This is a genomic window from Paenibacillus sp. XP01, assembly GCF_057364885.1.
In genome coordinates, this window is the sequence record NZ_CP139481.1 from 4950315 (window position 1) to 4976518 (window position 26204).

The 26204-nt window shown below is 54.3% G+C and carries 19 protein-coding genes; 1 reads left to right on the forward strand and 18 read right to left on the reverse strand.

Translation table 11 applies throughout. From position 1 onward, the window contains the following. Window positions 1-58 precede the first annotated feature (58 nt). From addA to SNR34_RS22330, 3 genes are all read right to left on the reverse strand, one after another. A complete protein-coding gene (gene addA / locus SNR34_RS22320; RefSeq protein ID WP_486180187.1) occupies window positions 59-4561 on the reverse strand; it encodes a helicase-exonuclease AddAB subunit AddA in 4503 nt (1500 codons plus the stop codon). Next, window positions 4558-8061, reverse strand: coding sequence for a helicase-exonuclease AddAB subunit AddB (gene addB / locus SNR34_RS22325; RefSeq protein WP_486180188.1), 3504 nt, complete (start codon window positions 8059-8061; stop codon window positions 4558-4560). The genes addA and addB overlap by 4 nt, the downstream gene beginning before the upstream one ends. A gap of 205 nt (window positions 8062-8266) precedes the next feature. Beyond that, window positions 8267-9646 (reverse strand): class I SAM-dependent rRNA methyltransferase, encoded by a 1380-nt coding sequence (locus tag SNR34_RS22330; RefSeq protein ID WP_486180189.1) that lies wholly within the window; start codon window positions 9644-9646, stop codon window positions 8267-8269. Between the two features lie 179 nt (window positions 9647-9825). Here SNR34_RS22330 and SNR34_RS22335 point away from each other — a divergent pair, with 179 nt between their 5' ends. Beyond that, window positions 9826-10827 (forward strand): Na/Pi cotransporter family protein, encoded by a 1002-nt coding sequence (locus SNR34_RS22335; RefSeq protein ID WP_236416702.1) that lies wholly within the window; start codon window positions 9826-9828, stop codon window positions 10825-10827. A gap of 57 nt (window positions 10828-10884) precedes the next feature. Here the strand turns inward: SNR34_RS22335 and SNR34_RS22340 are convergent, their stop codons facing one another. The 15 genes from SNR34_RS22340 to lepA all read right to left on the reverse strand — a co-directional run bounded on the left by SNR34_RS22340 (window position 10885) and on the right by lepA (window position 26080). Continuing rightward, window positions 10885-11319: an NUDIX hydrolase gene (locus SNR34_RS22340; protein ID WP_236416703.1), complete on the reverse strand. Its 435-nt coding sequence runs from the start codon at window positions 11317-11319 to the stop codon at window positions 10885-10887. A 116-nt stretch (window positions 11320-11435) separates the two neighbouring features. Continuing rightward, complete coding sequence (gene mtaB / locus SNR34_RS22345) at window positions 11436-12782, reverse strand: tRNA (N(6)-L-threonylcarbamoyladenosine(37)-C(2))-methylthiotransferase MtaB (RefSeq protein WP_236416704.1); 1347 nt, start codon at window positions 12780-12782, stop codon at window positions 11436-11438. Between the two features lie 2 nt (window positions 12783-12784). Beyond that, the gene (locus tag SNR34_RS22350) at window positions 12785-13549 is read right to left on the reverse strand and encodes a 16S rRNA (uracil(1498)-N(3))-methyltransferase (protein WP_486180190.1); all 765 of its coding nucleotides are present in this window, start codon (window positions 13547-13549) and stop codon (window positions 12785-12787) included. Window positions 13550-13694: 145 nt separating this feature from the next. Further along, the gene (locus SNR34_RS22355; RefSeq protein WP_236416707.1) at window positions 13695-14372 is read right to left on the reverse strand and encodes a site-2 protease family protein; all 678 of its coding nucleotides are present in this window, start codon (window positions 14370-14372) and stop codon (window positions 13695-13697) included. 3 nt (window positions 14373-14375) lie between these two features. Beyond that, window positions 14376-15341: a 50S ribosomal protein L11 methyltransferase gene (gene prmA / locus SNR34_RS22360; protein ID WP_339273872.1), complete on the reverse strand. Its 966-nt coding sequence runs from the start codon at window positions 15339-15341 to the stop codon at window positions 14376-14378. A 174-nt stretch (window positions 15342-15515) separates the two neighbouring features. After that, a complete protein-coding gene (locus SNR34_RS22365; RefSeq protein ID WP_236416710.1) occupies window positions 15516-15908 on the reverse strand; it encodes a hypothetical protein in 393 nt (130 codons plus the stop codon). After that, window positions 15901-16080 (reverse strand): YfhD family protein, encoded by a 180-nt coding sequence (locus tag SNR34_RS22370; protein ID WP_236416712.1) that lies wholly within the window; start codon window positions 16078-16080, stop codon window positions 15901-15903. Before SNR34_RS22370 ends, SNR34_RS22365 begins: the two co-directional genes overlap by 8 nt. A gap of 41 nt (window positions 16081-16121) precedes the next feature. Then, window positions 16122-16490, reverse strand: a complete 369-nt coding sequence (locus SNR34_RS22375) for a hypothetical protein (protein WP_236416714.1) — start codon at window positions 16488-16490, stop codon at window positions 16122-16124. A 189-nt stretch (window positions 16491-16679) separates the two neighbouring features. After that, the gene (gene dnaJ, locus SNR34_RS22380) at window positions 16680-17795 is read right to left on the reverse strand and encodes a molecular chaperone DnaJ (RefSeq protein WP_236416716.1); all 1116 of its coding nucleotides are present in this window, start codon (window positions 17793-17795) and stop codon (window positions 16680-16682) included. A 139-nt stretch (window positions 17796-17934) separates the two neighbouring features. Continuing rightward, window positions 17935-19773 (reverse strand): molecular chaperone DnaK, encoded by a 1839-nt coding sequence (gene dnaK / locus SNR34_RS22385; RefSeq protein ID WP_486180191.1) that lies wholly within the window; start codon window positions 19771-19773, stop codon window positions 17935-17937. A 152-nt stretch (window positions 19774-19925) separates the two neighbouring features. Then, on the reverse strand, window positions 19926-20504 hold the full coding sequence (gene grpE / locus SNR34_RS22390; RefSeq protein WP_236416720.1) for a nucleotide exchange factor GrpE: 579 nt from the start codon (window positions 20502-20504) through the stop codon (window positions 19926-19928). Window positions 20505-20555: 51 nt separating this feature from the next. Then, window positions 20556-21587: a heat-inducible transcriptional repressor HrcA gene (gene hrcA / locus SNR34_RS22395; RefSeq protein WP_236416722.1), complete on the reverse strand. Its 1032-nt coding sequence runs from the start codon at window positions 21585-21587 to the stop codon at window positions 20556-20558. 629 nt (window positions 21588-22216) lie between these two features. After that, the gene (locus tag SNR34_RS22400) at window positions 22217-22690 is read right to left on the reverse strand and encodes an N-acetyltransferase (protein ID WP_236416724.1); all 474 of its coding nucleotides are present in this window, start codon (window positions 22688-22690) and stop codon (window positions 22217-22219) included. Window positions 22691-22814: 124 nt separating this feature from the next. Continuing rightward, window positions 22815-23999 (reverse strand): radical SAM family heme chaperone HemW, encoded by a 1185-nt coding sequence (hemW, locus tag SNR34_RS22405; RefSeq protein ID WP_236416726.1) that lies wholly within the window; start codon window positions 23997-23999, stop codon window positions 22815-22817. A 266-nt stretch (window positions 24000-24265) separates the two neighbouring features. After that, window positions 24266-26080, reverse strand: a complete 1815-nt coding sequence (gene lepA, locus SNR34_RS22410; protein ID WP_236416727.1) for a translation elongation factor 4 — start codon at window positions 26078-26080, stop codon at window positions 24266-24268. Window positions 26081-26204: the final 124 nt, after the last annotated feature.

The window sequence follows — 26204 nt, forward strand, 5'->3', positions numbered from 1 at the left end:
AGGCAGCCCTGCCTCTTTTATCTTTCGTGGACCGCCTCCCGCACTCGGCCGTGGTGGCCTATAAGCGAACGGCATGCCCGCCATCAAAGAAATACAACCATTTCCGCGAAACCTTCCGGCCCAATATATCTTCGATGGCCTGAGCATACAGGTTCAGTTGGAAGCTGTAATTCGCTACCAGCGCATCGATGCCGCCCCGATGTTCAAGCACGCGGTCCGTCTTGTAATCGAGCAGAACCAACTCTCCGTCCACCTCATAGAGACAGTCGATGATCCCCTGAACCAGCACCGTTTCTTGTTCCAGAACCGCACTCTGTTTCGCGTCAAAGTCCACCGTTCCCTCTCCGGCGTTTGCAGTACGATCGTTCACCCACCGCGCGGGCGTAAGATTCGCCGGAAGCCCGTAAACAAACGGAATCTCCCGTTGAACACGATCGGCACGCAGCAGCTCGGAGCCGGGCTCCGTCTCGAAGAACGCCATAAGCTCCGCAGCTTCAACGACGTCCGCCTGCTGCTGGGTCAGCAATTGCCGCTGAACGAGATTGGCGACCGTTCGTTCCAGGACGGCAACGTCAATCACGGTACCATCAAACGGTACATGCTGCATCACCGTATGATACACCGTCCCTCGCTCAGCCCCTGTCAATTGCTTCTCTTCCATGAATTTCGGACGACGAAGATGAAGCTTGAACGAGGCATCTGCGGCATGGCCGCCTCCGTTATCGGCATTCCGGACCGGAACATTTCTGCGGATGTCATCGCTTTTCCTGCCATCGCGCAAATCCGGCGCCTGACCGGCGCCTTGTCGGGCGTGAACCGGTTTTCCGTCGCTGGCTTCTGCCGTCTCGTCACCCGATCCCGGGTTTTCCGTGTCCACTTGCCCTGCTTCTCCGTCAGGCTTGTATCGATTCCGCACAAACAGCTCCTCCATCACCTGCAGGGATTCGTCCCCAAGGGAGAAAAAACGGCTTTTCAGTTCGGATACGGATGTGCTCGCAGCAACTCGCGTGGCTGCCTCATGAGCATAAGACCATGACAGCCGCCGATCCACTTCCTGCATCAGATTGCTGTTTGCCTGGTCGTCGATCTGCACTAATCCGTCTCGATCATCAGTTCGCTGCTCCGGCAGTTCCAACGCTTCCTCCGTTTCGATCCGGTCATCCATGCGCAGTCCGGGCCGCAAAGATACCGGTTGTTTCGCCGCCAAGGCAGACATCCGTTCCTCACGGATCAGCGACAACCCTTCCTGGTTCTCTTGCGCCGAACCAACCATGACCTCCTTGGATATGCGGTCAGCGTTTACTACCGCAATGTTCCAGCGTGATTCATCTTCGGTCAGGCATGCAGCGTAAGCATCGCTTCCACCCGCAAGCTGCCGCAGCAGGGTCGCATCCGGATGACGGACCAGCGAAGGTCCGATCCAGTCGAGATAACTTCTGCCGGCGGCGAGCAGGTAATCCGGGAGATTCAGTTCGGGACTGTCCTTGACCTGTGCCCAGGCAGCCGCTTTTTTGGCCGCGTCTTTCACCGTGCCGACCAAAATCATTTTTTCCTTCGGCCGTGTCAGTGCCACATACAGCACGCGCATCTCCTCCGCGAGGAGTTCGAAACGGGCGCGGCGGCGTATGGCCAGATTGGCCAGCGTCGGATAGGTTACCCGATTGTCGCGATCCACGAACCGCGGGCCGAATCCAAGCTCCTTGTGCATCAGAAACGGTGCGTTCAGATCCTGCTGGTTGAACATTTTGGATATGCCTGCCACGAACACGACCGGAAATTCCAACCCTTTACTTCGATGAATGGTCATGATGCGCACCGCGTTATCCTGCTCCCCGGACGCGCTCATCGCCCCCAAATCCCCGCCATTTTCCCGAAGTCTGGACACGTATGTCAGGAAACGGAACAATCCGCGGTTCGCGGTCGCTTCTTCATATTGCCGTGCACGATCGTACAATGCCTTAAGATTGCTCTGTCTCTGCATGCCTCCGGGAAGGCCGCGCACCCAATCCAAATATCCCGTTTCGCGGTATATACGCCAGATCAATTCGCTCAAGCTTCCTTGACGCGCTTCCCGTCTCCACTGCTGCAGCTGGCGCAAAAAACGCGCCAGTTTTTGCCGCAACAAATCCGCTTCATCACTTTCATGCTGAACGAAATGCTCCTGATGTCCGTTGGATAGACCGGCATAGAACTGACCATCTGCATGACCCTCTGCTCCAACGAAGCTTTGATCGGGATCGTCGTTTTCCAAAACCGGTTCAGGCAGTTCAAGCTCCGCCGTCGCCGCGGTTTCCCCCAGCGCCTGTTCCAGCTCGCTCCATGCCTCGGACCATTCCACCTGAGTGGCGTCGTCTTTCCCTTTCCCCATCGAATCTGCCAAACAAATCGAAGGTTCCTCAAGACTACCAGCAGCCATTATCACTGCATCATAGAAGGATTGTCTCTGATCGCCAAGGCGTATGAGCGCAAGTTCCTCTTCATCCAGTCCCACGATCGGGGAACGAAGCACCGAAGCAAGCGGGATGTCCTGACGCGGATTGTCCACGATCTGCAGCAAGGATAACATCACTTCGACCTCGGTCGCCTGAAAATAACCCTTGCTCTGTTCCCCGCCAGCCGGAATGCCCTGCTGCCTGAATTCCTCGATCATGAGCGGAGCCCACATCGCCGCGGAACGAAGCAGAATGACGATATCGCCGTAACGCGCCGGGCGCATTGTTTTGAGCGCTTTGTCGTATACCTGCAGCGCAGGTTTGTCCCCGTCACCCAAAAGCTCGCGAATCCGTCCTGCGATCGCCCGTGCTTCCAATTGGGCCGTCTCCAGCTCTGCGCTCTCCAATTCCGCGAGCGGTTGGCCTTCTCCCGTCTCGCTTTCGGCATCCGCCCAATCCGCGCCGTCGCCCTGGCGGTCGATCAGCAGCAGTTCAGGCGTGTAGGACGCCGTGCCCAGCGATTCTTCCGGAAAAGTCGCGCCATAGGCAAGCTGTGCTCGCTCGTCATACGCGATTTCGGCAACACTTTCGTTCATGATTTGGCGAAACAGCATGTTCACGGCATGCACGACTTCGGAACGGCTGCGGAAATTGCGCGCAAGGTCGATCCGTTTCCCTGCCCGAAGCGGCAGCGCTTGATCTTCCCTGTCGCCCGCGTCCGTCCGATACTGTCGGTATTTGCTCAAGAACAATCCAGGCTCCGCAAGACGGAAACGATAGATGCTTTGCTTCACGTCCCCGACCATGAAGCGGTTCCCCGGGGCTTCCCTCGAAATCAACCGCACGATGTCTTCCTGCACCGTATTGGTATCCTGGTATTCGTCCAGCAGCACTTCATCAAAGCGCTCCCGGTATTCCATCGCAGCATCGGAAGGCAACGCCTGGTCCGGCGTGGAATCCTCATGCCGCAAAATCTGCAAGCAGTAATGCTCCAAGTCGTTAAAATCAACCTGTCCGCGCTCCTGCTTTGCGCTGCGGTACAGCTCGGCGAACTCGCTGACCAGACGGGACAGCTCTTGCATGAGCGGAGCAGCCTGCTGCAGCTCCTGCCAAAAGGAAAATGCGCTTCTGCCGAACAGCGAAGCTTTCAGATCCGAGACCGCTTTTTTCGCAGCCTCGCGCAATTCCTTGACCTGCTCCTGCAAATCGGGATCGGTCTGGTCCTTCTTGCACGGTTTCAGCTTGCCGAAAGCCACCGTTTGAAAAGCCTCCGGCTGGCGCTCCCATGGCACGACCTGCACCGCGGACAACAACTCTTCGACCATGGCAAGGTCTGCTTTCAATGTATCGGCGTATGGGGCCGGTCCTCCGGGCTGCAGCGCAATCGCGATCCCCTGGCGCAGCAATCCGGCTGCCCCGCTCAATGTCAGTGCCGCATCTTGCAAAATGCTTCGCACCCAAGGCGATTGTCCCAAAGCTTCCACGCTTTCGACCTGAAATGCGTCTGCCATCTGGGCAAGCCAATGCTCCGGCCAGGAATGGCTGCGCGAAAAATCGTACAGCCGCTGGACCAGCCTGTGCATCGCATCATCGCTGCGTTCGCCGCTGAACCAGTCGACCAGTTCGCGGAACGTGCTGCCTTCCCCCTCTTGGCCATACTTTTCTTCGAACAGCTGCTCGAGCAGCTCCTGACGCATCAGTTCCGCTTCGTTTTCGTTCAGGATGCGGAACGCTGGATTCAGCGGAATAAGCTGATAATAACGGCGAATGACTTCCATGCAGAAGGAATGCAGCGTCGTGATCGACGCCCGCCCGAGCAGCGAAAGCTGCGTGCGCAGATGCTCTTCCTCCGGATTCTGTTCCAGCGCCTGTTCCAGCGCTTCCCGAATCCGCTGCTTCATTTCGGAAGCTGCCGCCTTCGTAAACGTGGCCACGAGCAGGCGATCCACGCTGAACCCCAGGGAAGGATCGGCAATTTTGCGAATGATGCGTTCCACCAGCACCGCCGTTTTCCCGGACCCGGCCGCAGCCGCCACCAGAATGTCTTCCCCGCTTTGCGAGATGGCGCTCCACTGATCGTCGCTCCAGAAACTTCCCTCCGGTTTGGGTATGCTATGCAACCTCGTCATGTCGTCTCCCCTCCCTTGTGATGGGATAACAGGTCCCACATTTGCTGTTTGCCTGGTTTGGGCAGCAGCTTGTATTCGTTGCCTTCGATATTTTCGTCAAACTGGCAGACCGGCTTGTACGGGCAAAACGTGCAGGCCACCTCCTGCTGGATGCGGTAAGGCTCGATGGCCACATCGCCCTCGGTAATGCGCGTTCCAATCTCGCGAATGTTATGGCGCACGGATGACAGCAGCGTATCCCATTGCTCCGGCGTCGCCACAGCCGCACTGCTGTAGAAGCTTCCATCCGCCTTGAGCGCAACCGGAATTATGGCCGAATGACCCTTATCGAGGGTGTGGTCCATCTGAGCAATCGCATCCCGATCCGCAAGCAGCAGCCCTTTCATCTTGAATTTCTTCAACAGCTCCTGCCCCGCCTGCTCGGGAGTCATGCCGTTGGAGGATTGCAACAACGGGTTATGCACGTGGAAATACAATGTTCCGCCAGGCAATGCAGGTTCTCCAAGCCACTCTTCGGCAGCGCTCAGCAGTACTTCAAGGTAAGTGAGCATCTGCAAAGAAAGGCCATAATACACTTCATGCAGCTTGAGATCCGTCTGGCTTGATTTGTAGTCGATGACGCGCAGCAGCAATCCGTTCTCGCCTTCTGCAACGTCAACGCGGTCGATCCGGCCCACGATTTCCAGCACGCAGCCGTTCTCCAGCTCGAAACGCAGCGGCGGCAGCGGTTTGTCGGGGCCAAAGTCCAGCTCCAGCCCGATCGGCTCGAAGCTCCCCCGCCGCGATTGCTCGCCGAGAATGACCGAGGCACGGCCGACGACTTCTTTCAACTTGCGGAAAATGTATCCGTACCGCTTCGTGCTGAGCAAAATTTCGCCCTGAAGCTGCGGAGCGATCTGCTCTACCGTATGCTCGGCTTCCTGCCTGCACTCGTCGGGCGAAAGGCTTCCCCAGCTTCGGTTTTGCTCGCGCAGCCGAATCGCAAGCTGGCTGAGCGCAGCGTGGAACAATTGTCCGATGTCAGGCGCCTGCAAGCGATACGTCTGACGTTCTTTCAGGCGCAGCCCATGGGAGGCAAAATGCGAGAAAGGACATGCCACAAAGCGTTCCATGCGCGAGACGCTGGTCCTGACTTGCGTTCCGTACAATTTGCGGCTTGTCGACGTACGCAGGGGCAGTGCGCGATTCTGATAAAACACCGACCCGAGCAGGCGTTCCAGCGGAAGCCTTGTCTCCATGCGGGACAGGTGCCAATTGTATACCGCCCACCACAGTTCAGGTATTTCTTCTCCCCGCCGCCATCTGCGCAGCTGCGCGATCAGGCTGGACAGGCTTTGTCCGGAATGAAGCACATGGGCCCAATGGCTCTGCTCGTCGTCCACGTTTTGCGGCTCCGCGAGCAGCGGCGAAATTTCAAGACCGAACATTTTGCGCACATGCCTTACGATTTCCGAGGGCAGCAGCGTTTTGCCTTCTTCATCAGCAACCGGATAACTGAGCCATAACCGGTGACTCGCCGAGGTGAGCGCAGTATAGATCAGGAAGCGTTCATCCAACATTTTTCGGGTGGCATTCGGTCCGAGGGAGAGACCGCGATCCGTCAGCCAGAGCCGCTCCTGCTCCGTCAATACGCCGTCGTCCTGAGGAACGGCAGGCAGTTCTCCATCCACGGCGCCCAGCACGAACACGTAACGGATATCCCTTAGACGGGTCCGGTCCATGGAGCCGAAGAGGACTTGATCCAGCGCCGGGGGAATCAGGCCGAGCTGCAGCTCGGCCAGTCCGGTCTCGACCATGCCTGCAAACAGGTCGAGCTCCAACCGTTCGCTGCCGAGCATGTCCACCGTCTGGTCCAGCAAATCCAGCACGGCGCCCCAGATCTGGCGATGCTCGCGCGATCGTTCCGGATCGCCTTCAGCCTCCGCACGGGCCGACATGGCATCCAGCTTCCACGGAACTTCCGCGTCCTCCAATAGCTGGTACAGAGCAACGCAGCGTTCCTTGGCGGTCTTGGCTTTGTTCATTCGTTTCTCGAATGCGCCCAGCGGGCCTGTAATCGTCGACCTGCACGTCTCCATCAGGGCCAACATCTGCTCACGCCCCAGGTTGCGGCGCTCCTGGCCCGGATCTTCCAGCGACAGGCTTGGCGCAGCCCGCCATGGCTTGCCGTCCGTCCAACGATATCCGTGAATGCCGCTGGCAAGCACGTAATTTTCAAGCTGATCCATGTCTTCGCGCGTAACGGAGCCGTCCCGGGGAAGCAGCAAATCCGTTTTGACGCAGCGAAATACGTCCTCGTACCTCCACCGACGGCGAACGATGTCCAAGGCGGAACGAACGAATTCCGCAAGCGGGTGATGCAATTCGTTTCTTCTTCGGTCAAGGAACACAGGCACGTCGTAATCCCGGAAAAGCGGTTCGGCCATATCGGCATAGGCATCGAGATTGCGGACGAGCACGGCCATGTCCCGATAGCGCACGCCTTCTTCCTGTGCCAGGCGGCGCATTTCCCGGAGCGCGCCTTCCAATTCGGTACGGCGGTTCTCCGCCGCGTACAGCCGAATGCCCGGATCTCGGCCATCGCTTCTCCAGCGGACGCGCCGATCGAATCCCGCTTCCAGATGAGCCAGCCCCGGACTGTTCACGAAGCGAGGCAAGACGTCCGCATGAAGCACCTGCGTTTCGGTTGCCACGCCTCTCTCGTCGGCCATGCCTTTTAACTTGGCATACGCTCCCGCCGTAGGGAAGAACAGATCCAGTTCCCCAGGCAGTGCGCCTTGATCGTAAGGACGGTCAAGCGTCAGTCCGATGGTGACGGACTCCGCCCGAGACATCAATCCTCCGATCACGCCAAGCTCCAGCGGTGTAAAACTTTGAAAACCGTCGATCCAGACCTGCGCGCCATTCAGCAGCTCGCTCTCCGGCATGCGTTCCGAAAGCTCGGACAGCGTGTCTTCATCGTCAATGTACAAACCGCTCAATTCCTGTTCGAAATCGCGGTATACGAGAAGCAGGTCATGCAGCTTGTCGCCCAGAATCGGAGCCGACGAAGAAGCATCCCATGCGGCTATGCCCTCCTCCAACGAAGCCGGAGCCAGCTCATGGCGCTTGAACTCGCCGTACAGGTCATTCAAGTGGCCGATGAATCCCAACTGGCTGCCTGACGCGCCGAACAGCTTCAACTCTTCATGCCGACGCTGCAGCACTTTGTAGAGCAGCATTTTTTTGCCTTCGCTGCCGATGGGCGTGCGCGCGGAACCGCCGACTTCCTGCATGACCCGGTGGGCCAAACGACGGAAGCCGTACACTTCTGCGCGCATCGCGCCTTTGACGGCCCCGTACGCAAACAACGCCTGTCCGGCACGGAACGAGCTTTGTTCGGGAACCAGCATGATCAGCGGCTTGCCTTGCGGGTCCTGCTGAAGCAGGGAAACCATCTCCCGGGTGAACAGCGTACTTTTGCCGCTGCCTGCCCGGCCTATCACAAAACGTACGGACATGTTCCTTCCTCCAAACATCACGATCAAGATTTTAATTTCCAGTATACCATACCGGGAGTGCTTCGGAACATACGTTTGCCACAATCCGGCAAAGTGCCGCTTCCATATCCATACATGGCAAAAAGCCCGCAGCTTTCCCAGCATTGGGCTTTTTGCAAATACGTTTCGTTATATCCATCATCACCCGGCGATTCACAATTCCGAATTACTTCGTTTTGCTGCGCACCTCAAAGATCGCAAATTTCAAATAGTGCCCTTCATCCACGCCAAGAATTTGCGGGTGGTCCTTGCCTGCCGCCTTCCACTCGATCAAACGCAGCACTTTGCCTGCATCTTTGGCGGCATCGGCAATCGTTTCGAGGAACAGGTCGGGACGCATGTGGTACGAACAGCTTGCCGTTACGAGGTACCCTCCCTCGTTCACCAGCTTCATGCCGTGCAGGTTGATGTCCTTGTAGCCGCGGCAGGCCCCTTTGACGGCCGACTTTGTTTTGGCGAACGCCGGAGGGTCCAAAATGACGACGTCAAATGTTTTTCCGCCTCCGGCGGCCAGTGCCTTGGACGTATCCACTTTTTCTTCCCCGGCACGGGAGCGGGCCGCGCGTTCATCCAATCCTTTGACCTGCTCGCGCAAATATTGGAAAGCATCTGCAACGACAAACTCCACCCGGTCCGTGAAACCGTTCAGTTCCACATTGGTGCGCGCGCTTTCGATCGCATGCTCGGAAATGTCCAGGCAAGTTACCTTTTTCGCGCCGTATTTGCATGCATTCAGCGTAAAGCTGCCGGTGTGGGAGAAGCATTCGAGCACGGTTGCTCCGTCCCAATACGGGAATGTGACCACCTTGCCGCTTTTGTTGACCGGAAGCATTTGCTTCTCGCCATCCTGATCAACCTCTTCCAGCCTAATGCCGCTTTTGTAACCCCAGCCCTTCATAAGCGGCGCAATGGCGGCACGATTCTCGCGCTGATCGAAGAAATAACCGGTTTTCTGCCCTTCCACGATGTCCACTTTGATCAACAGACCGTTCTCGGTCACCGTCACATGTCTTGGACAATCGCCGTAAAGCGGCCCTTTGGTTTGCTCCAGGCCTTCGAGCTCTCGAATCGGCACGTCGCTGCGTTCGTAGATGCCCTCAGGCTGCAGCACTTCGATCAATGCCTGCACGATCGCCTCGCGGCAGCGGTCCATGCCGAGCGTCAGCAACTGCACCACCAGGATGCTGCCGAAGCGGTCCACGATCAGTCCGGGCAGGAAATCGGCTTCACCGTAGACGAGTCGGTACGCCTCGCCATCCTGGATGAACCGCTCCCGATGACGCAAACAGTCACGGAACCGGTCTGCGAAAAAGGCGATATCCATTTGGTTGTATTCCAGTGGTTCGTAAGATACGACCCTTACCGTAATTTGCGAAGCCGGGTTATAATACCCGGTCGCCAAATACCGGCCTTGATGATTCAGCACCTGAACCAGGTCGCCTGGCTCGGGATTGCCGTCCACCGAAGCAATTTCATTGTTGTAAATCCACGGGTGGGATTGTTCGAGCCGCTTTTTGCGGCTGCGTTCCAGTGTAACCGATGGCAAGTCAATGCACTTCCTTTTTTGGTATTTTATATTTCGCTTGTCCATACAAACATGCTGTGCCCCGTTCCGTTCCTGTCGCCACGACGTTTTTCATGCTCTATCTCTTGTGCTTGTCATGGTTGTCCGCCGTCGTTCATAAGATGAATGAAGGAAAGGTACGGAAGGAATGATGCAGAACGATGTTTAGGGATGTTCTATTTCCGCTCCTGTATGGATTGCTTATTTTTTTGGCCGGCATGAAATGGATGGAGACGGCATTGCAGCGCATGGCCGGTCCATCGCTCGCCACTTGGCTGGGGCGAGCCACGTCTGCTCCCTGGAAAGGCATGGCTTTTAGTGCAGGAGCAACGGCATTGCTCCAAAGCAGCACTGCCGTCACCGTCCTCACGATCGGCCTTGCCAATGCGCGCCTAATCACATACGGGCGTACCCTTGGCATTATTTTGGGAACCAATATCGGGACCTGCCTGACCACCGAGCTGGTCGGATTGCAGCTTGGCCGCTTCGGCCTGCCTTTGCTTATGCTGTCATTGCTCGGCTGGGCCCTCTTCGTTGTTCTAAGCGAGCTCAATCCATTCGCACCGACGCGTACGCGAAACATATTGCTGGGTGCACAATACGGCTTTCTTGCCGTCGCCGGTTTCGCACTGATCATGATCGGCATCCAGGTCATGCAATCGATTGCCGTTCCACTGCGCAGCATGGGGGTATTCCAGTGGTTTCTGGACCGGGCGGCGGACAGCCTCTGGTGGGGGTTCCTCGCCGGCGCTTGTCTGACGGCGCTCATTCACAGCAGCGCCGCCGTGATCAGCATGGCGATCACGCTTGCGGCCACGGGGGTTCTGCCCGTGGAAATCGGCATCGCCATCGTGATCGGGTCCAACGTAGGGACCTGCATCACCGCCGTGATTGCAGCCGCGGGCGGAGCATCGGCCGGCAAGTTCGTCGCCGCCTCGCACGTTGTGCTCAACGTGGCAGGCGCGCTGCTGTTCATGCCGCTGATCAGCCTGCTTCAGGCCGCCTCGGCCTGGATATCAGCGGACCTCGGGGCACAGATTGCACATGCCCAGACCCTTTTTAACGTGATCAGTTCCCTGCTTGCCCTGCCCTTCTGTTATTTGCCCATCTGGCACAAAAGGCCACCGGCGTCCCGCCCATCGGCGAAATCACCTGCGGCCTGATATGATGTCTGCACACGGCTTTGCTGGTACATCATCCCGGGCTGACACCAATTACGGTTAAACGTCAATGCCAAGCTTGTTCAGTGCCGTACGCAAAATGCTGTCATTGTTGTCGTATCCGCTCTGCTGCTGTCTCGTCCAGGCTTCCTCCGGGGTGTACCAATCCACCCCTTTGATTTCCTCGATCTGGGGTTGCAGATCACCGCTTTCGGCTTCGACCAAATAATAATGTACCTCTTTGTCCACCGGACCAAACTCTGCATGCTGGTACGTATACGCAATAATGTCCACAGGCTCGACGATGCGGCCCACCATGCCGGTTTCCTCCAAAATTTCGCGCAGCGCGGTTTGTTCCACCGTTTCGCCCGGCTCCATTTTGCCTTTGGCCAACGTTGTTTTTCCATAGCGGTCCACGATCAGCTGAATTTGCAATTGACCGCCCTCTCCCGTGCGATAAACAACACCGCCTGCCGAAATTTCCTTTTTGTTCATCCCGATTTCCCCCAGTTCACGATAATGATCTCGCCTGTATTAGCAAAAGAAGGATTTCAATTTCCCCGGACACGGATGTGCCCAGGGTCTTGAAATCCTTGATCCCTGCCGCCCGATTACATCGCTGCGGATTTCAGATTTTCTTCCAGCACGCGGACAAGCGTCCCTTGGCTCTCGTTTACGCCGGCTTCCGTCAATTTGACGCGGCATACTTTGCCGATCATGTCCGGCGTTCCGTCAAAGACAAGCTGAATGTAGTTGTCGCTGTAGCCATGCAGCTTGCCGCTGCCTTCGCGGCCTTTCGCTTCGCCTTCAGGAATGACTTCCAGCACTTGTCCCACGAATTTTTGCGCGTACTCCAGCTGCATTTTTTCGGACAAATCGATCAGCTCGTGCACGCGGGCATTTTTCACGTCCTCGTCCACCTGGTCTTCCATGCGCGCAGCCGGCGTTCCGGTCCGTTTGGAATAAGGGAACACATGCATTTCGGAGAAGCCGATTTTTTGCATCAGCTCATAGCCGTTGCGGAACATTTCGTCCGTTTCGCCCGGGAAACCAACAATGACGTCGGTCGTAATGGCCACGTCCGGCATCGCCTCGCGAATGCGGAGCATTTTGTTGTAGAATTCTTCGGTCGTGTACTTGCGGCGCATCCGTTTGAGCACCGTGTCGTCACCGGCCTGAAGCGGAATGTGGAAATGGCGCACGAGTTTGTCCGAGCGTTTGATCACGTCCAGCATGCGGTCGTCAATCTGGCTTGCTTCGATGGAACTGATGCGGATCCGTTCCAGTCCTTCCACTTTGTCCAGATCCCACAGCAGGTCGGTCAGGTCGTAATTCTCCATGTCGTCGCCGTATCCGCCGGTATGGATGCCCGTCAGGACGATTTCCTTGTACCCGGCATGCACCAGCTGTTTCGCCTGCTGGATGATGCTGCTTGCTTCCCGGCTGCGGGACAATCCGCGCGACCACGGAATGATGCAGAACGTGCAGAAGTTGTTGCAGCCATCCTGGATTTTCAGGAAAGCGCGGGTACGGTCCGCGAAATCCGGCACGTCCATTTCTTCGAACACACGTGTTTTCATAATGTTGCGCACCGCGTTCACCGGCTGACGGGATTCCTGGATTTCCTTGACGTAAGGCAGGATTTTATCCCGGTCCTGCGTACCGATGACGAGATCGACGCCCGGAATGTCCATGATTTCGGCCGGGGATGTCTGTGCATAACATCCGGTTACTGCCACGATCGCGTCCGGGTTGCGGCGGATGGCACGGCGAATGATCTGGCGGCTTTTTTTGTCGCCCGTATTCGTCACTGTACATGTATTGATCAAATAAACGTCTGCGGTCTGTTCATCGAAGTCGACCTGGTCGTAGCCTTCGTTTTTGAACAGCTGCCAGATCGCCTCTGTATCGTAAAAGTTCACTTTACATCCCAAGGTGTAAAACGCCACGGATGGCATAATTACATTCCTCCCATTTCTCCGGATTCATATAAAATGCAGGTCAGCGCCGCCATGCCAGCGGTCTCGGCACGCAAAATGCGTTTGCCCAGACCAACGGATACGGCTCCCGCCTGCTCGGCCTCCAGCGCCTCCTTTTCGGAGAAGCCGCCTTCCGGCCCAACGACTACCAACACGTCCGCAGCCGCATCAGGGGCAAGCTGCTCCACAAACGGCTTGACTGCATCCCTTAGCTGCAAGCCGTCTTCTTTCTCATAACAATAGCATACCAGACCATAGCCCTCAAAAGAAGACAGCAGCCCTTTCCAGGAAAGCGGCTGCTCGATGGATGGAATGCGGTTGCGGTGGCTCTGCTCGGCGGCTTCCTTGGCGATTTTGCGCCACCGTTCAAGACGTTTGCCCTCTTTTTTGCCGTCGTACTGCACGATCGTGCGCTCTGACTCGAAAGGGACAAATGCCACCGCCCCGATCTCGGTGCATTTCTGAATGACTGTTTCCATCTTGTCGCCCTTCGGCAAGCTTTGGGCCACCGTTACGCGTATACGCGCCTCGTGATCCATGGCCAGGGATTCCACGATATGTGCCGTCACCTGACCGGCCTCTATGCTTTCAATTTCCACCAGAGCTTCCCTTGCTTGTCCGTCACTGACGATCACCTGATCTCCAGGCTTGCCTCGCATCACTTTGCCGATATGGCGGGCATCGTCACCCTGAATCACGACAGAATGCTCGGTAAATTGTTCCGTGGATACGAAATATCGCTGCATGGGTCCATCCACCATTCTTTCCTGTTATGATCGGCATTCATCCCGCCTGCCGGCAGGCATGAACCCAATCGCCACAGATGATCATACAACTTTTATGTCCTTCTGACCAGTATTTCAATCCAAAAAACGTGCAGTGGTATGCATTCTAGAAAAAGGACAGGATCAATTTGGCCAGATCAACGTACATGTTTTGCGCCAGCTCATAGAGCGGTTGGATCGTGACGTTCCTAAGTGCTGGAATGACCAGAATCAAAAGGAAAATAAAAATGGACCATTGCTCCACGCCCCGCAGCTTGCTGCTTACGGAAGGCGGCAGTACATCTTCCAAAATACGATACCCGTCCAATGGCGGCAGAGGAATCAAGTTAAACAGGAACAAGAAAAAGTTCGTTAGGTTAAACATAACGAAGAACATTTGCACCGCCGTCAATAACCGTTCGTTTTCGATCCCACCCAACGTTCCTGAACCGACCAGGACCGCGTATATGATCGTGCCTACGATCGCAAGCAGCAGGTTGCTGAGCGGTCCGGCAAGAGATACAATGGCGCCCATCAGCCTTGGCTTGGCGAAGTTGGCGCGATTGACAGGCACGGGACGAGCCCAGCCGAAGCCTGCAATGAGCAGCAGAAGCACGCCGAGAAAATCGAAGTGCACGACCGGATTCAACGTCACCCGGCCAAGCAGTTTGGCCGTGGGGTCGCCGAATTTGTTCGCGAAATAGGCGTGGGCAAATTCATGCACCGTGAACGCGATGATGATCGTCAGCAGAAAAAAAGGCAGCTGATCGAGCGGATAACGAAAAAACGAATTCAGAAAGTCCATGCGTTACCTCTTTCTGGCCACATACGCCAGCCAGTCCTCGTCGCGGTGCACCGCTTCAATTTCAAAACCGGCCGCCAGGAGTGCATCATGCACGACCTGCTCCTTGTTTTTCCAGATGCCCGATGCGATATATACACCATCGGCTTCTAGAGCGTTGTAGACATCATCAATGAACAGCAAAATGATCTCCGCCAAAATGTTGGCCACGATCACTTTGACCGGCAGGGCTACTCCGAGAGCCGGATCCTTGCTGCCGAGCACGGACAACAGATCGCTTTCTTTCACGGTAATGCGCTGCTCCAATCCGTTCAAACGCACGTTCTCGGTTGCACTCGATACGGCTACCGGATCGAGGTCGAGGGCCAGCACATGCTTCGCGCCGAGCCGAACGGCACCGATGGCGAGAATGCCGGACCCTGTACCCACGTCAATCACTTCCTCGCCGCCTTGAATGACGGTTTCCAGCGTGCGCAGGCAAAGTGAGGTCGTCGGGTGCGTGCCCGTGCCAAACGCCATGCCCGGATCGAGTTCAATAATTTTTTCATCTGAACTTTCCGGCGTATACTCTTCCCATGTCGGCTTGATCGTCAAACGTTCCGAAACGCGCACCGGCTTGAAGTATTGCTTCCATGCATTCGCCCAGTCATCTTCGTCGACCGTGCGCACCTCATATCGAAGCTCTCCTGCTTCGATGTCAAACTCGGAGAGCTGTTCGATTCTTGGAGCGATTTCCGATTGCAAGGCTTCCATATCCGTACCTTCCGAGAAGTATCCCTTGATCACGGCCTGGCCTTCGGGAATGTCGTTAAGCGGCAGTTCGTACCATTGGCCGTAAGAGGTGTCACGCTCTTTATTCAATGTGCCGGACTCTTCGATGGAAACCCCGCCGGCGCCCGCCTCATGCAAAAAGTTCGAAATCATCTCCACAGCTTCCTCTGTGGTATGTATCGTCAATTCATGCCATAACATACTTGATTTATCCTCCTCATATTCACACATCCCAACTATTGTACTACACATGCCGTCCCAAGCACAAAGGCAGAGGTATGAAAACAACGGCAAAAAGCAGGATACCCACGCCCTGCGTGTAAATATCCCGCTTCTTCCTGTACACCTTTTCTCGCCTTGGGTTCATACGTCTGTTCAACGTATCGTTCCGCCGTTGCGAATGATCATTTCTTCCGCTTGAGCGAGTGAAGGCTCGGATACGGAAACGGACAGCAGTACACCTTGGCGTTGCCCGGAAGTTGCGGGAACGGCAGGCGCATCGAACACTTCTCCTCCGGAGAGCATTTCCGGCTCATCGCTGATCAAGGAGAGCACGTTCAATTCACCGCTGAATCCGCCAAACCAAACCGTCGGCGCATTGCCGTTGCGATCCGCTGCCATCGATTGCGACAACGCTGTTCCTTCACTCAGGCTCTCAAGCCGGCATTGTCCGGGATTCAACAGCTCCAAAGACCTTCGGGCCGATTCGGCAGCCGTCCAGCTGCCAAATACCGCTTCAACGGTGACCGCCGAACGATCCTCAGTCATTCAGCTCGCGTCCCTGACGGCGGTCTGCCGCTTCGCTTCGGCGCAATGCCTCCACATCGTCATGATCGGCAAGCTCTGCACTGAATTCCACGTCTTCATTTTTGGCCGACTGGAGCTGTTTCATTTTTTCGGTCTTGGTTAAAACGTCGCTGGAATGTCTGTGATTTGCCATGGTTTAAATGCCTCCTTGATGTACGGATTAGAATTGGTGCGTCAAATCATTCCGCCCGCTTGTTCAATAATGGACATTGCACGGTGATGCAAATTTTCGTCCACAACGACAGTAAGCAGGATATCCCTGCCCGTCGGACCGCCCTGACCGCCATCGCTCATGCCGCTGGCCGATGGGTCGGCCGCGGCCAGAATGCCGGATGAGGAATTGGTCCCCATCGTGTCCGGCACCCAGGATGAAAAACTGCCAGTGACGCCAGGGGTATATGAAGCCCCACTGGGTCCATCGCCGGCGTAACGACTGAAGCGATCGATGGACATATCTTCCACGCGCAGCGCTTGCAGCTTTTTGGCCGCGCCTTCCGCTTGTTCGGGGCTGTGAAAATACGCCAAAATGTTTTTCTCGGTCATCCGTTTCACCTGCTTCCTGAAATCTCTACGCGAGGGATACCCCACGTCAAACTTGTCTCGTCTGCTATCCTTCCGCAACCCTCCCGTAAATATGCAGAACTTTGGCCATAAAAAAAGCACCGCGCCGATTGGGACGCGATGCCTTCTGTTGTATATCATATGTTGACGATTCAGAAACGTTCATGCAGCTCAATCGCCGCGGAACGCCCGTTTCACCCGGTCGAAGAACGATTGCTCATGCTCATGCGTCTGTTCTCCGCTCAAAGCGCCGAATTGGCGCAGCAGGTCTTTCTGTTCCTCGCTCAGCTTGCTAGGCGTAACGACGACCACCTTCACATGCTGGTCGCCCTGTCCCATGCCGCGAAGGCGCGGAACCCCTTTTCCTTTCAAGCGGAAATAGGTGCCCGTTTGTGTACCTGCGGGTATTTTGAGCTTCACTTTTTCCGTGAGCGTAGGGATTTCGATCTCGTCTCCCAGTGCTGCCTGGGCAAAAGTAAGCGGAACTTCGCAGTAAATATCATCACCTTCGCGCTCGAAGAAGTCATGCGATTTCACGCGAATGACGATATACAAGTCCCCTGCAGGACCCCCGCGTAACCCGCCTTCGCCTTCGCCTGTCATGCGCAGCTGGGCACCGTCATCCACACCCGCCGGAATGCGCACATGGATTTGGCGCTGCTTGCGGACTTTGCCGCTGCCGCTGCATGTCGAGCATTTTTCCTTGATGATTTGCCCGGTACCGCTGCAGTTGGAGCAGGCACGGCGGTTGACCATGCGCCCAAACGGCGTATTCTGCACGACTTCCTGCTGGCCGCTGCCGTGGCAGACGGAACACGTTTCCGGTCTTGTTCCAGGTTTCGCTCCGGAACCATGACAGGTATCGCAGCTTTCGGTGCGCGGAATGGTAATGTCGGTTTCCTTGCCGAACACCGCTTCCTTGAATTCGATCGTCATTGTGTATTGCAGGTCGTTCCCCCGCTGCGGCGCATTCGGATCGCGTCTGCCGCCACCGCCAAAGAACATATCAAAGATGTCACCGAAACCGCCGCCGCCGAAATCGGCTCCGCCAAATCCGCCTTGATTCGGGTCTATATGGCCAAATTGGTCATATTGGGCACGCTTCTGACTATCGCTGATGACATCGTAAGCTTCCTTGACTTCCTTGAATTTGGCTTCCGCATCCGGCGCTTTGTTTACGTCAGGGTGATACTGACGCGCCAGCTTGCGATACGCCTTTTTGATCTCGTCGTCGTTTGCGTTTTTGCTGACGCCGAGCACCTCATAATAATCACGCTTTTCAGCCACTCTTCCACCCCCATGTCATACACCATACCGTACATCGTGACAAAAGGAAAGCCAAAGCACGGGAGCCCCGGCTATGACTTTCCCTTTGATCCGAACGTCACCGATGTTTCAATGTCCAATCCTTATTCGTGAATTGGTGTTATTTTTTGTCTTCGTCCACAACTTCGTAATCGGCATCCACGACGTTGTCGCGTTTAGCGGAACCCGCTTGCTCCGCGCCGCCTTGCTCTGCCTGAGCTTGAGCTTGCGCCTGCTCATACAGTTTTACGGACAGTTGCTGCACGATTTGGGTCAATTCCTCGGTAGCCGCTTTGATATCTTCCAGGTTGTCGGAAGCAAGCACGCCCTGCAGTTTTTCTTTCGCGGCATTTGCTTTTTCGACTTCGCCTGCATCTGCTTTTTCGCCGAGATCTTTGATCGTTTTGTCCACAGAGTAGATCAGCTGATCCGCGTTGTTTTTCGCCTCAACCAGCTCTTTGCGTTTTCTGTCCTCTTCGGCATGCAGCTCGGCATCCTTCATCATTTGTTCCACTTCGGCATCGCTCAGGCCGCTGGAAGAAGTGATGGTGATTTTTTGCGTTTTGTTCGTTCCTTTGTCTGTTGCAGACACGTTGACGATCCCGTTCGCATCGATGTCAAAAGTAACTTCGATTTGCGGTACGCCGCGCGGTGCTGGAGGAATGTCTCCGAGCATGAAACGTCCCAGCGTTTTGTTGCCTGCAGCCATTTCGCGCTCACCTTGCAGGACGTGAATCTCAACGCTAGGCTGATTGTCTGCATATGTGGAGAACACTTGGGATTTGCTTGTAGGGATCGTTGTGTTGCGCTCGATCATTTTTGTGAATACGCCGCCTGCGGTCTCGATACCGAGGGACAGTGGAGTCACGTCAAGCAATACCACGTCTTTTACGTCGCCAGTCAATACGCCGGCTTGAACGGCAGCACCCAGCGCTACAACCTCATCCGGGTTAACGCCTTTGTGCGGCTCTTTGCCTGTCAGCTTTTTGATCGCTTCCTGAACGGCAGGAATACGCGTGGAACCACCAACGAGTACGATTTTGTCGATATCGTTAGCTGTCATGCCTGCATCGCTCAATGCTTGGCGAGTTGGTCCAAGCGTGCGCTCTACCAAACCTGCGGACAATTCTTCGAATTTCGCGCGGGACAGGTTGAGCTCCAAGTGCTGAGGAACGCCGTCAGCAACAGTGATGAATGGCAGGGAAATGGTTGTAGTCAATACGCCGGAAAGCTCTTTTTTCGCTTTCTCCGCAGCGTCTTTCAGACGTTGCACGGCTGCTTTATCTTTGCTCAGGTCAATACCTTGATCTTTTTTGAACTCGCTCACGAGATAGTCGATGATCACTTGGTCGAAGTCGTCGCCACCCAGTTGGTTGTCGCCGCTCGTCGCTTTAACTTCGAAGAATCCGTCGCCCAGTTCAAGGATGGATACGTCGAATGTACCGCCGCCAAGGTCATAAACGAGGATCGTTTGATCTTCGGCTTTTTCCAAGCCGTATGCCAATGCAGCAGCCGTCGGCTCGTTGACGATCCGCAGCACTTCAAGGCCGGCGATTTTACCTGCGTCTTTGGTTGCTTGACGTTGGCTGTCGTTGAAGTAAGCCGGTACGGTAATTACCGCTTGGGATACGCTTTGGCCGAGATATGCTTCTGCATCAGCTTTCAGCTTTTGCAGGATGATTGCCGAAATTTCTTGCGGCGAGTAGTCTTTGCCGTCAATGTTTTCCTTGTGGGAAGTACCCATATGACGTTTAATGGAAATGATCGTGCGGTCCGGGTTGGTGATCGCTTGGCGTTTTGCCGTTTCACCGACAACGCGCTCCCCGTCTTTTTTGAAGCCGACAACGGATGGTGTCGTGCGCGCGCCTTCCGGGTTAGGGATAACGACGGCTTCGCCGCCTTCCATTACCGCTACGCAAGAGTTGGTTGTTCCTAAGTCGATACCGATTACTTTGCTCATCGGAAAATTTCCTCCCTCAACATTGGTTATGGACTTGCCATTTGTATGGCACAATCCGGTTCGTGCCGCTGCTCTATGTGTATTATGTCATTCTATATGAAGCTTCGCCAGAGTACCTGCTCTTTCATCAGCCTGCTCGGTTCCTTCCGGAATTATGAGCTGACTTTGACCATGGCCGGACGAAGAACCTTATCTTTCAACATGTACCCTTTTTGGACTTCCTCGACAACGATTCCTTCTTCGTGCTCGTCGCTCTCCACCTGCATGATCGCTTGGTGGAATTCGGGATTGAACGGTTGTCCAACCGTTTCCATCGCAGTCAGACCTTCATTGCCCAGAACGGTTTCGAGCTGGCGGAAGATCATTTGAATGCCTTTGGCAAAAGATTCGGTTTCCGGGCCTTCAGGCACGGTCGCCATGGCACGCTCGAAGTTATCGATAACCGGTATCAGTTCCGTAACCAGCTTCATCGAAGCGTATTTGCCCAGCTCCTCTTTCTCCTTTTGCGTACGGCGACGGAAGTTGTCAAAATCAGCCTGTGCACGCAGCAAGCGTGTCTGGCTTTCTTCGGCTTCCGCTTTCAAACGGGCAAGCTCACCTTGCTCCTGTTCTGCCATCTCGTCTGCCTGCGCTTCAGCAGCGCCTGCTTCATTGACGAGCTCCTGCTCTTCTTCAACCGTTGCTGTTTGTTCCTGCTGCTCTTCTGCTGCGAATGATTGTTCCTCTTTCAAGATGTTCACCTCCTTAAAATAATGAACGCAGCCATCGCTGCCGCATCAGCCTTATTTAAACCGATGCGTCAGCATAGCCGTCAAATCCGTAGATAATGCATGCAATATATGAATGACGCGTGCATAATCCATTCGCGTCGGCCCTAATATGCCTATGGAACCCAATGCTTCTCCGTCCAAGGAATAACTTGCCGTAATCAAACTGCAATTCGCGAATGCCTCATGATCGTTTTCGGTGCCGATCCGGACCTGAATTCCCGATCCGCCCGGCACTGGCATCATCAACTTCATGAGTGTCGGCGTTTCATCAAGCAGATCAAGAATATCCTTCACTTTCTCGACATCCTTGAACTCAGGCTGAGTCAGCATATTGGTCGCTCCGCTAAGGAACAACCGATTGTCATGTTCGTTGTCGAACGCACTGTTCAGTACCTGCATCACTTCTTCGTATCTTGAAATGTGCCGTTCCAATTCCTGCCCCAGCTCCGAATACAGTCGGGATTTCAACTTGTAGATCGGTACGCCGACCAGCTTGCTGTTGAGCAGATTCACCACTTTCTCCATTTCGGACACCGAAATTTCAGGCGGGATCTGAACGGTTTTGTTCTCTACCTGTCCGGTGTTTGTCACGATAATGGCTACGGCCGTGCTGTCAGTCAGCGGCAGCAGCTGAAAATGGCGCAGCGAAGTATGGAACACCTCGGGACCGAGCATGATCGACGTATAATTCGTCATGTGAGACAAAATGACCGAAGCATGCTGGATGACCTGTTCCATGGCGTTCAGCTTTTCCGCGAAAAACGATTTGAGATCATCCAGTTCCCCCGGATTCACCTGATTCCATGGCACAAGATGATCGACGTAATATCGATAGCCTTTATGTGAAGGAATGCGGCCTGCCGATGTATGCGGCTGCTCCAAAAATCCCATTTCTTCAAGGTCTGCCATCTCATTGCGGATGGTCGCCGGACTATATCCGACGTCGCCTCTTTTGGAAATGCTGCGGGACCCTACGGGTTCAGCAGAGCGGATATAATCATCCACTATGGCGTTCAGTATCATTCGTTGACGCTCGGTTAACATGGTGAGTATTCCCTCCTTCTGACTGTACTGTCCCATGTCGTTAGCACTCCGGTTAGACGAGTGCTAAGCGGTACTACAAAAATACCAAACAGGCGTTAGCATTGTCAAGTCGGTTTATATGTCCATCCCTTATATATAGTGTAGACGATTATTGCCGAAAGATAACCATCTCGAACATGATCTCTACAAGATATGCATTTCAAACTCTGACGGCTGCAAAGGATTTCGAAATAATGCGTTCATCCTTAATATCGGCATATCCTCGTCGGAAATTCATGAAAAATGGCCTCATTTATTTCTTATGCATGTTTATACAGGCGTGCTGCCATCATTCCTTAATACAAGCTCTTCATCCAGTTCCATTCGCTCAGTGCTAAGAAAGCCCCGCCCCCCATACATAGAAACTCACTGCACCAGGTCCTATTCCCTTAATAAAGTCTCCCTTGGCAATAAGCGTTTGCCGAGAGCTGAAAGCTGCGCACATTAATGATTTACGATCATCACCGACGCAGCGCCGCAAGACGTTGCAACAAAAAGAACCGCACAGATCCGGAATGCACCGTTTCCCGCCATGCGGTTCTTTTCATTGTTGTTTAAGGCAATGTTCTTAAAAAACATAATCTTTCTATTTATGCGGACATGAAATCCAGTTCTTTCACTACCGCAATCTCGTCGCAGCAGTCCTGTTTGCTGCAATGAATGCAGTCCGTCCACACCTTTTCGGGAAAAATCTCTTTATCCACGATAACAAACCCATTCTTCTCGAAAAACGACACTTCGTACGTCAATGCCATGACTTTCGGAATGCGTTGTCTGCGAGCCTCTTCGACCAGTCTGTCCAGCAGCAGGGAACCGATCCCCATCCCTTTATGGCCTTCGGATATACCAAGCGACCTGACCTCTACCAAATCTTCGCCCAATTTGCAAAGGGAACCACAACCAACAACCTCGCCATGCACTTCGGCAACGACGAAATGTTCCAGTTGTCTATGCAGCACTTCGCGCGAGCGCGGCAGCATAATGCCGCGCTCGGCATATCCCTTTATCATTTGATATAATGGCTCAACGTCTTCCGGTACGGCCTTTCTGCACACTGCCGACATCCTGCTCTCTCCTCCTATTGCAGCCTTCCGAATGAAAGCTAACTCCGTAGTTGTCAATGACGAAAATTACACGCCCTGTAAAATCAATATGAATAAATATACAACAGAGCGTATACAATTTCAACTACGAATTCAGAGAAATCGAGCCTATAAATTCGGCAAAAACATCGTTGCCGAACAAAATTCCCTGCTCGCTCAGACGGAAGCCGTCTTCCGTCCGTTCAAGCAGCCCGGCATTCAGCAATTTGGTTAACTGTTTGGCAAACACTTCTTCCATTGGTATGCCGAATTGCTCTTGAAAACGTGATGCAGACGCCCCTTCCAGCATTCTCAGCCCCACCATCAGGAAATCCTCCATCGCTTCCTCGCGGCTGATCTCTGCATGATCCAGACGGGGCAAGCCTGTTTTGGCAGCCTCCACATACGGGTTGATGCCTTTGATATTCATATGACGCTGACGGCCAACGTAACCATGCGCCCCCGCTCCGAGGCCATAATAATCTTCGTTGCGCCAGTATGTTTTGTTATGCCGGCTTTCGAAGCCGGGTTTCGCAAAGTTGCTGATTTCGTATTGCACGTAGCCGGCTTCCTTCATCCGTTTCATCAACAACAGATACATTTGCAATTCATCATCTTCATGCGGCAGCGGCAGCTGGTTTTTTTGATACAGCGTGTGGAACAACGTATTCTCTTCCACTTTCAGGCTGTAGATCGAGTAGTGCGGCAAATGGAGTTCCAGCGCCCGGTCAATGCTCTCGTTCAGCATTTCCACCGTCTGGTTCGGGAGACCGAACATCAGGTCGATGGACAGATTGTGCAGCCCTGCGGCGCGCGCGTTTTCGAGACTGCGGTACACGTCATCCGTGTTGTGAATCCGGCCGATGCCTGTCAACAAATCGTTCTGGAACGCTTGAACGCCAAAGCTGACGCGATTCACGCCGCCTTCTTTCATCACGGCCAGCTTCTCGGCATCCGTTGTTCCCGGGTTGGCCTCCATGGAAAATTCGATGTCCTCCGCCCAATTCGGGAAATACGTTTTGACAGACTTCAGGAAAAAGGCCATTTCGTCCGGCTTGAGCACGGTTGGCGTCCCCCCGCCTACAAAGATCGTTTTGATCTCTCCGGGCGGCGTGGCTTTGACAGTATATTCCATCTCCCGCTCGAGTGCATGCAAATAATCCATGACGGGCTGGTCCTTCAGGACGTAGGAATTGAAATCACAGTAAAAACATTTGTTGGTGCAAAACGGAATATGCAGGTATACCGCTTGAGGCGCGCCTGCGTTCCGTGTATGTGCTGCCAAGGTCATGGCGAGTCCTCCTCTATTTGAAAAAGGAAAGCCTTTCGGCTTCCCCTTCAGCTCAGTCATATTCATACTGAATGTTGGTCGTACGGATACACACAGCCGTGTTGTACCCTGAATTCTTTAATTCAATTTGGATACACACAGCCGTGTTGTACCCAAAATTGAATTGTTACTAATCTAATTCGGATACGCCATCAGGGTTGTACCCCGAATTAAAGTGTTACTCTAACTCGGATACGCACACCCGTGCTGTACCCCGAATTAGAGTGTTACTCATCGATTTTCAGCACCGCCATAAACGCTTCCTGCGGCACCTCCACGTTACCCACCTGCTTCATCCGCTTCTTACCTTCCTTCTGCTTCTCAAGCAGTTTCCGTTTCCGCGAGATGTCGCCGCCGTAACATTTGGCAAGCACGTTTTTGCGCATCGCCTTCACCGTTTCGCGGGCAACGACCTTCGTTCCGACCGATGCCTGGATCGGCACCTCGAACATCTGGCGCGGAATCAGCTCGCGCAGCTTCTCGCATATAATGCGTCCGCGGTTGTATGCACGATCGCGGTGAACGATGAAGGACAATGCATCGACTTGCTCTCCGTTGAGCAGAATGTCCATTTTGACCAGGTTGGACTGGCGGTAGCCGGACAGCTCATAATCGAAGGATGCATATCCTTTGGTGCTGGATTTCAATTGATCAAAGAAATCGTATACGATTTCGGACAACGGAATGTCATACGTAATCGTTACGCGGTTGCTGTCAAGGTATTCCATGTTAATGTACTCGCCGCGTTTGTTTTGACACAGTTCCATAATTGTACCTACATAATCGTTGGGCACAATAATGGATGCTTTCACGTAAGGCTCCTCAACATAATCGATTCTTCCCACCTCTGGATAGTTGGACGGGTTATCGATTTTGAGAACTTCGCCATTCGTTAGTGTCACGTGATAGATAACGCTTGGCGCGGTTGTGATCAAAGGAATGTTGAATTCCCGTTCAATCCGCTCCTGAATAACGTCCATATGCAGCAATCCAAGGAATCCGCAACGGAACCCGAATCCAAGCGCGCTTGAAGTTTCCGGTTCGAAGCTGAGCGAAGCATCGTTCAGCTGCAATTTTTCCAGCGCTTCGCGCAGATCGGTGTAATCCGACGTTTCGATCGGGTACAGACCGCAGTATACCATCGGATTAATTTTGCGGTAACCCGGCAGCGGTTCGGCCGTAGGATTTTTGGCATCCGTCACCGTGTCACCGACGCGTGTATCGCCGACATGGCGAATACCTGCCACGATGAAGCCAACGTCGCCCACGTTCAGCTCGTCGACGATCGTCATGCGTGGTTTGAAGGCTCCAACCTCGATGACCTCAAAGGATTTGCCCGTAGCCATCATTTTGATTTTGGAACCGGATTTGATTTTGCCGTCGATGACGCGCACATATACGATAACGCCTTTGTACGGATCATAGTGAGAGTCGAAAATCAATGCTTTCAAAGGCTCGTCCGGATCGCCTGACGGCGCGGGAACCTTCTGCACGACCTGTTCCAGAATCTCTTTGATGCCGATGCCCGCTTTGGCCGAGGCCAGTACGGCTTCGCTCGCATCAAGGCCGATCACGTCCTCGACTTCCTGCTTCACCCGGTCGGGATCGGCGCTCGGAAGGTCGATTTTGTTGATCACCGGCAAAATCTCCAGATTGTTGTCGAGGGCCAAGTACACGTTGGCCAGCGTCTGCGCTTCAATCCCCTGAGCAGCGTCCACCACGAGCAATGCGCCTTCGCATGCCGCAAGGCTTCGAGAAACCTCATACGTGAAATCGACGTGTCCCGGTGTATCGATCAAGTTGAGCAGGTATTCTTCGCCGTCGTCTGCCTTGTAAGACAGCGCGACTGCCTGCAATTTAATCGTAATTCCGCGTTCACGTTCGAGATCCATCTGGTCGAGCACCTGCTCCTGCATTTCCCGCGAGGTGAGAGCACCCGTGTACTCCAAGATCCGGTCCGCCAATGTCGATTTCCCGTGATCTATATGTGCAATAATTGAAAAGTTGCGAATTTTACGTTGTCTTTCCCGAATGTCAGTCATTCCTTACCCCCAGAAACAGCCTAGTGTCAATCGCTTCATTATACCAGTAGATGAAGGGAGCATCAATCCCGCTTTGCCTCAACTTTGACATTCAGGAGATGATTAGGAGGCTCCCCCGGTTCCT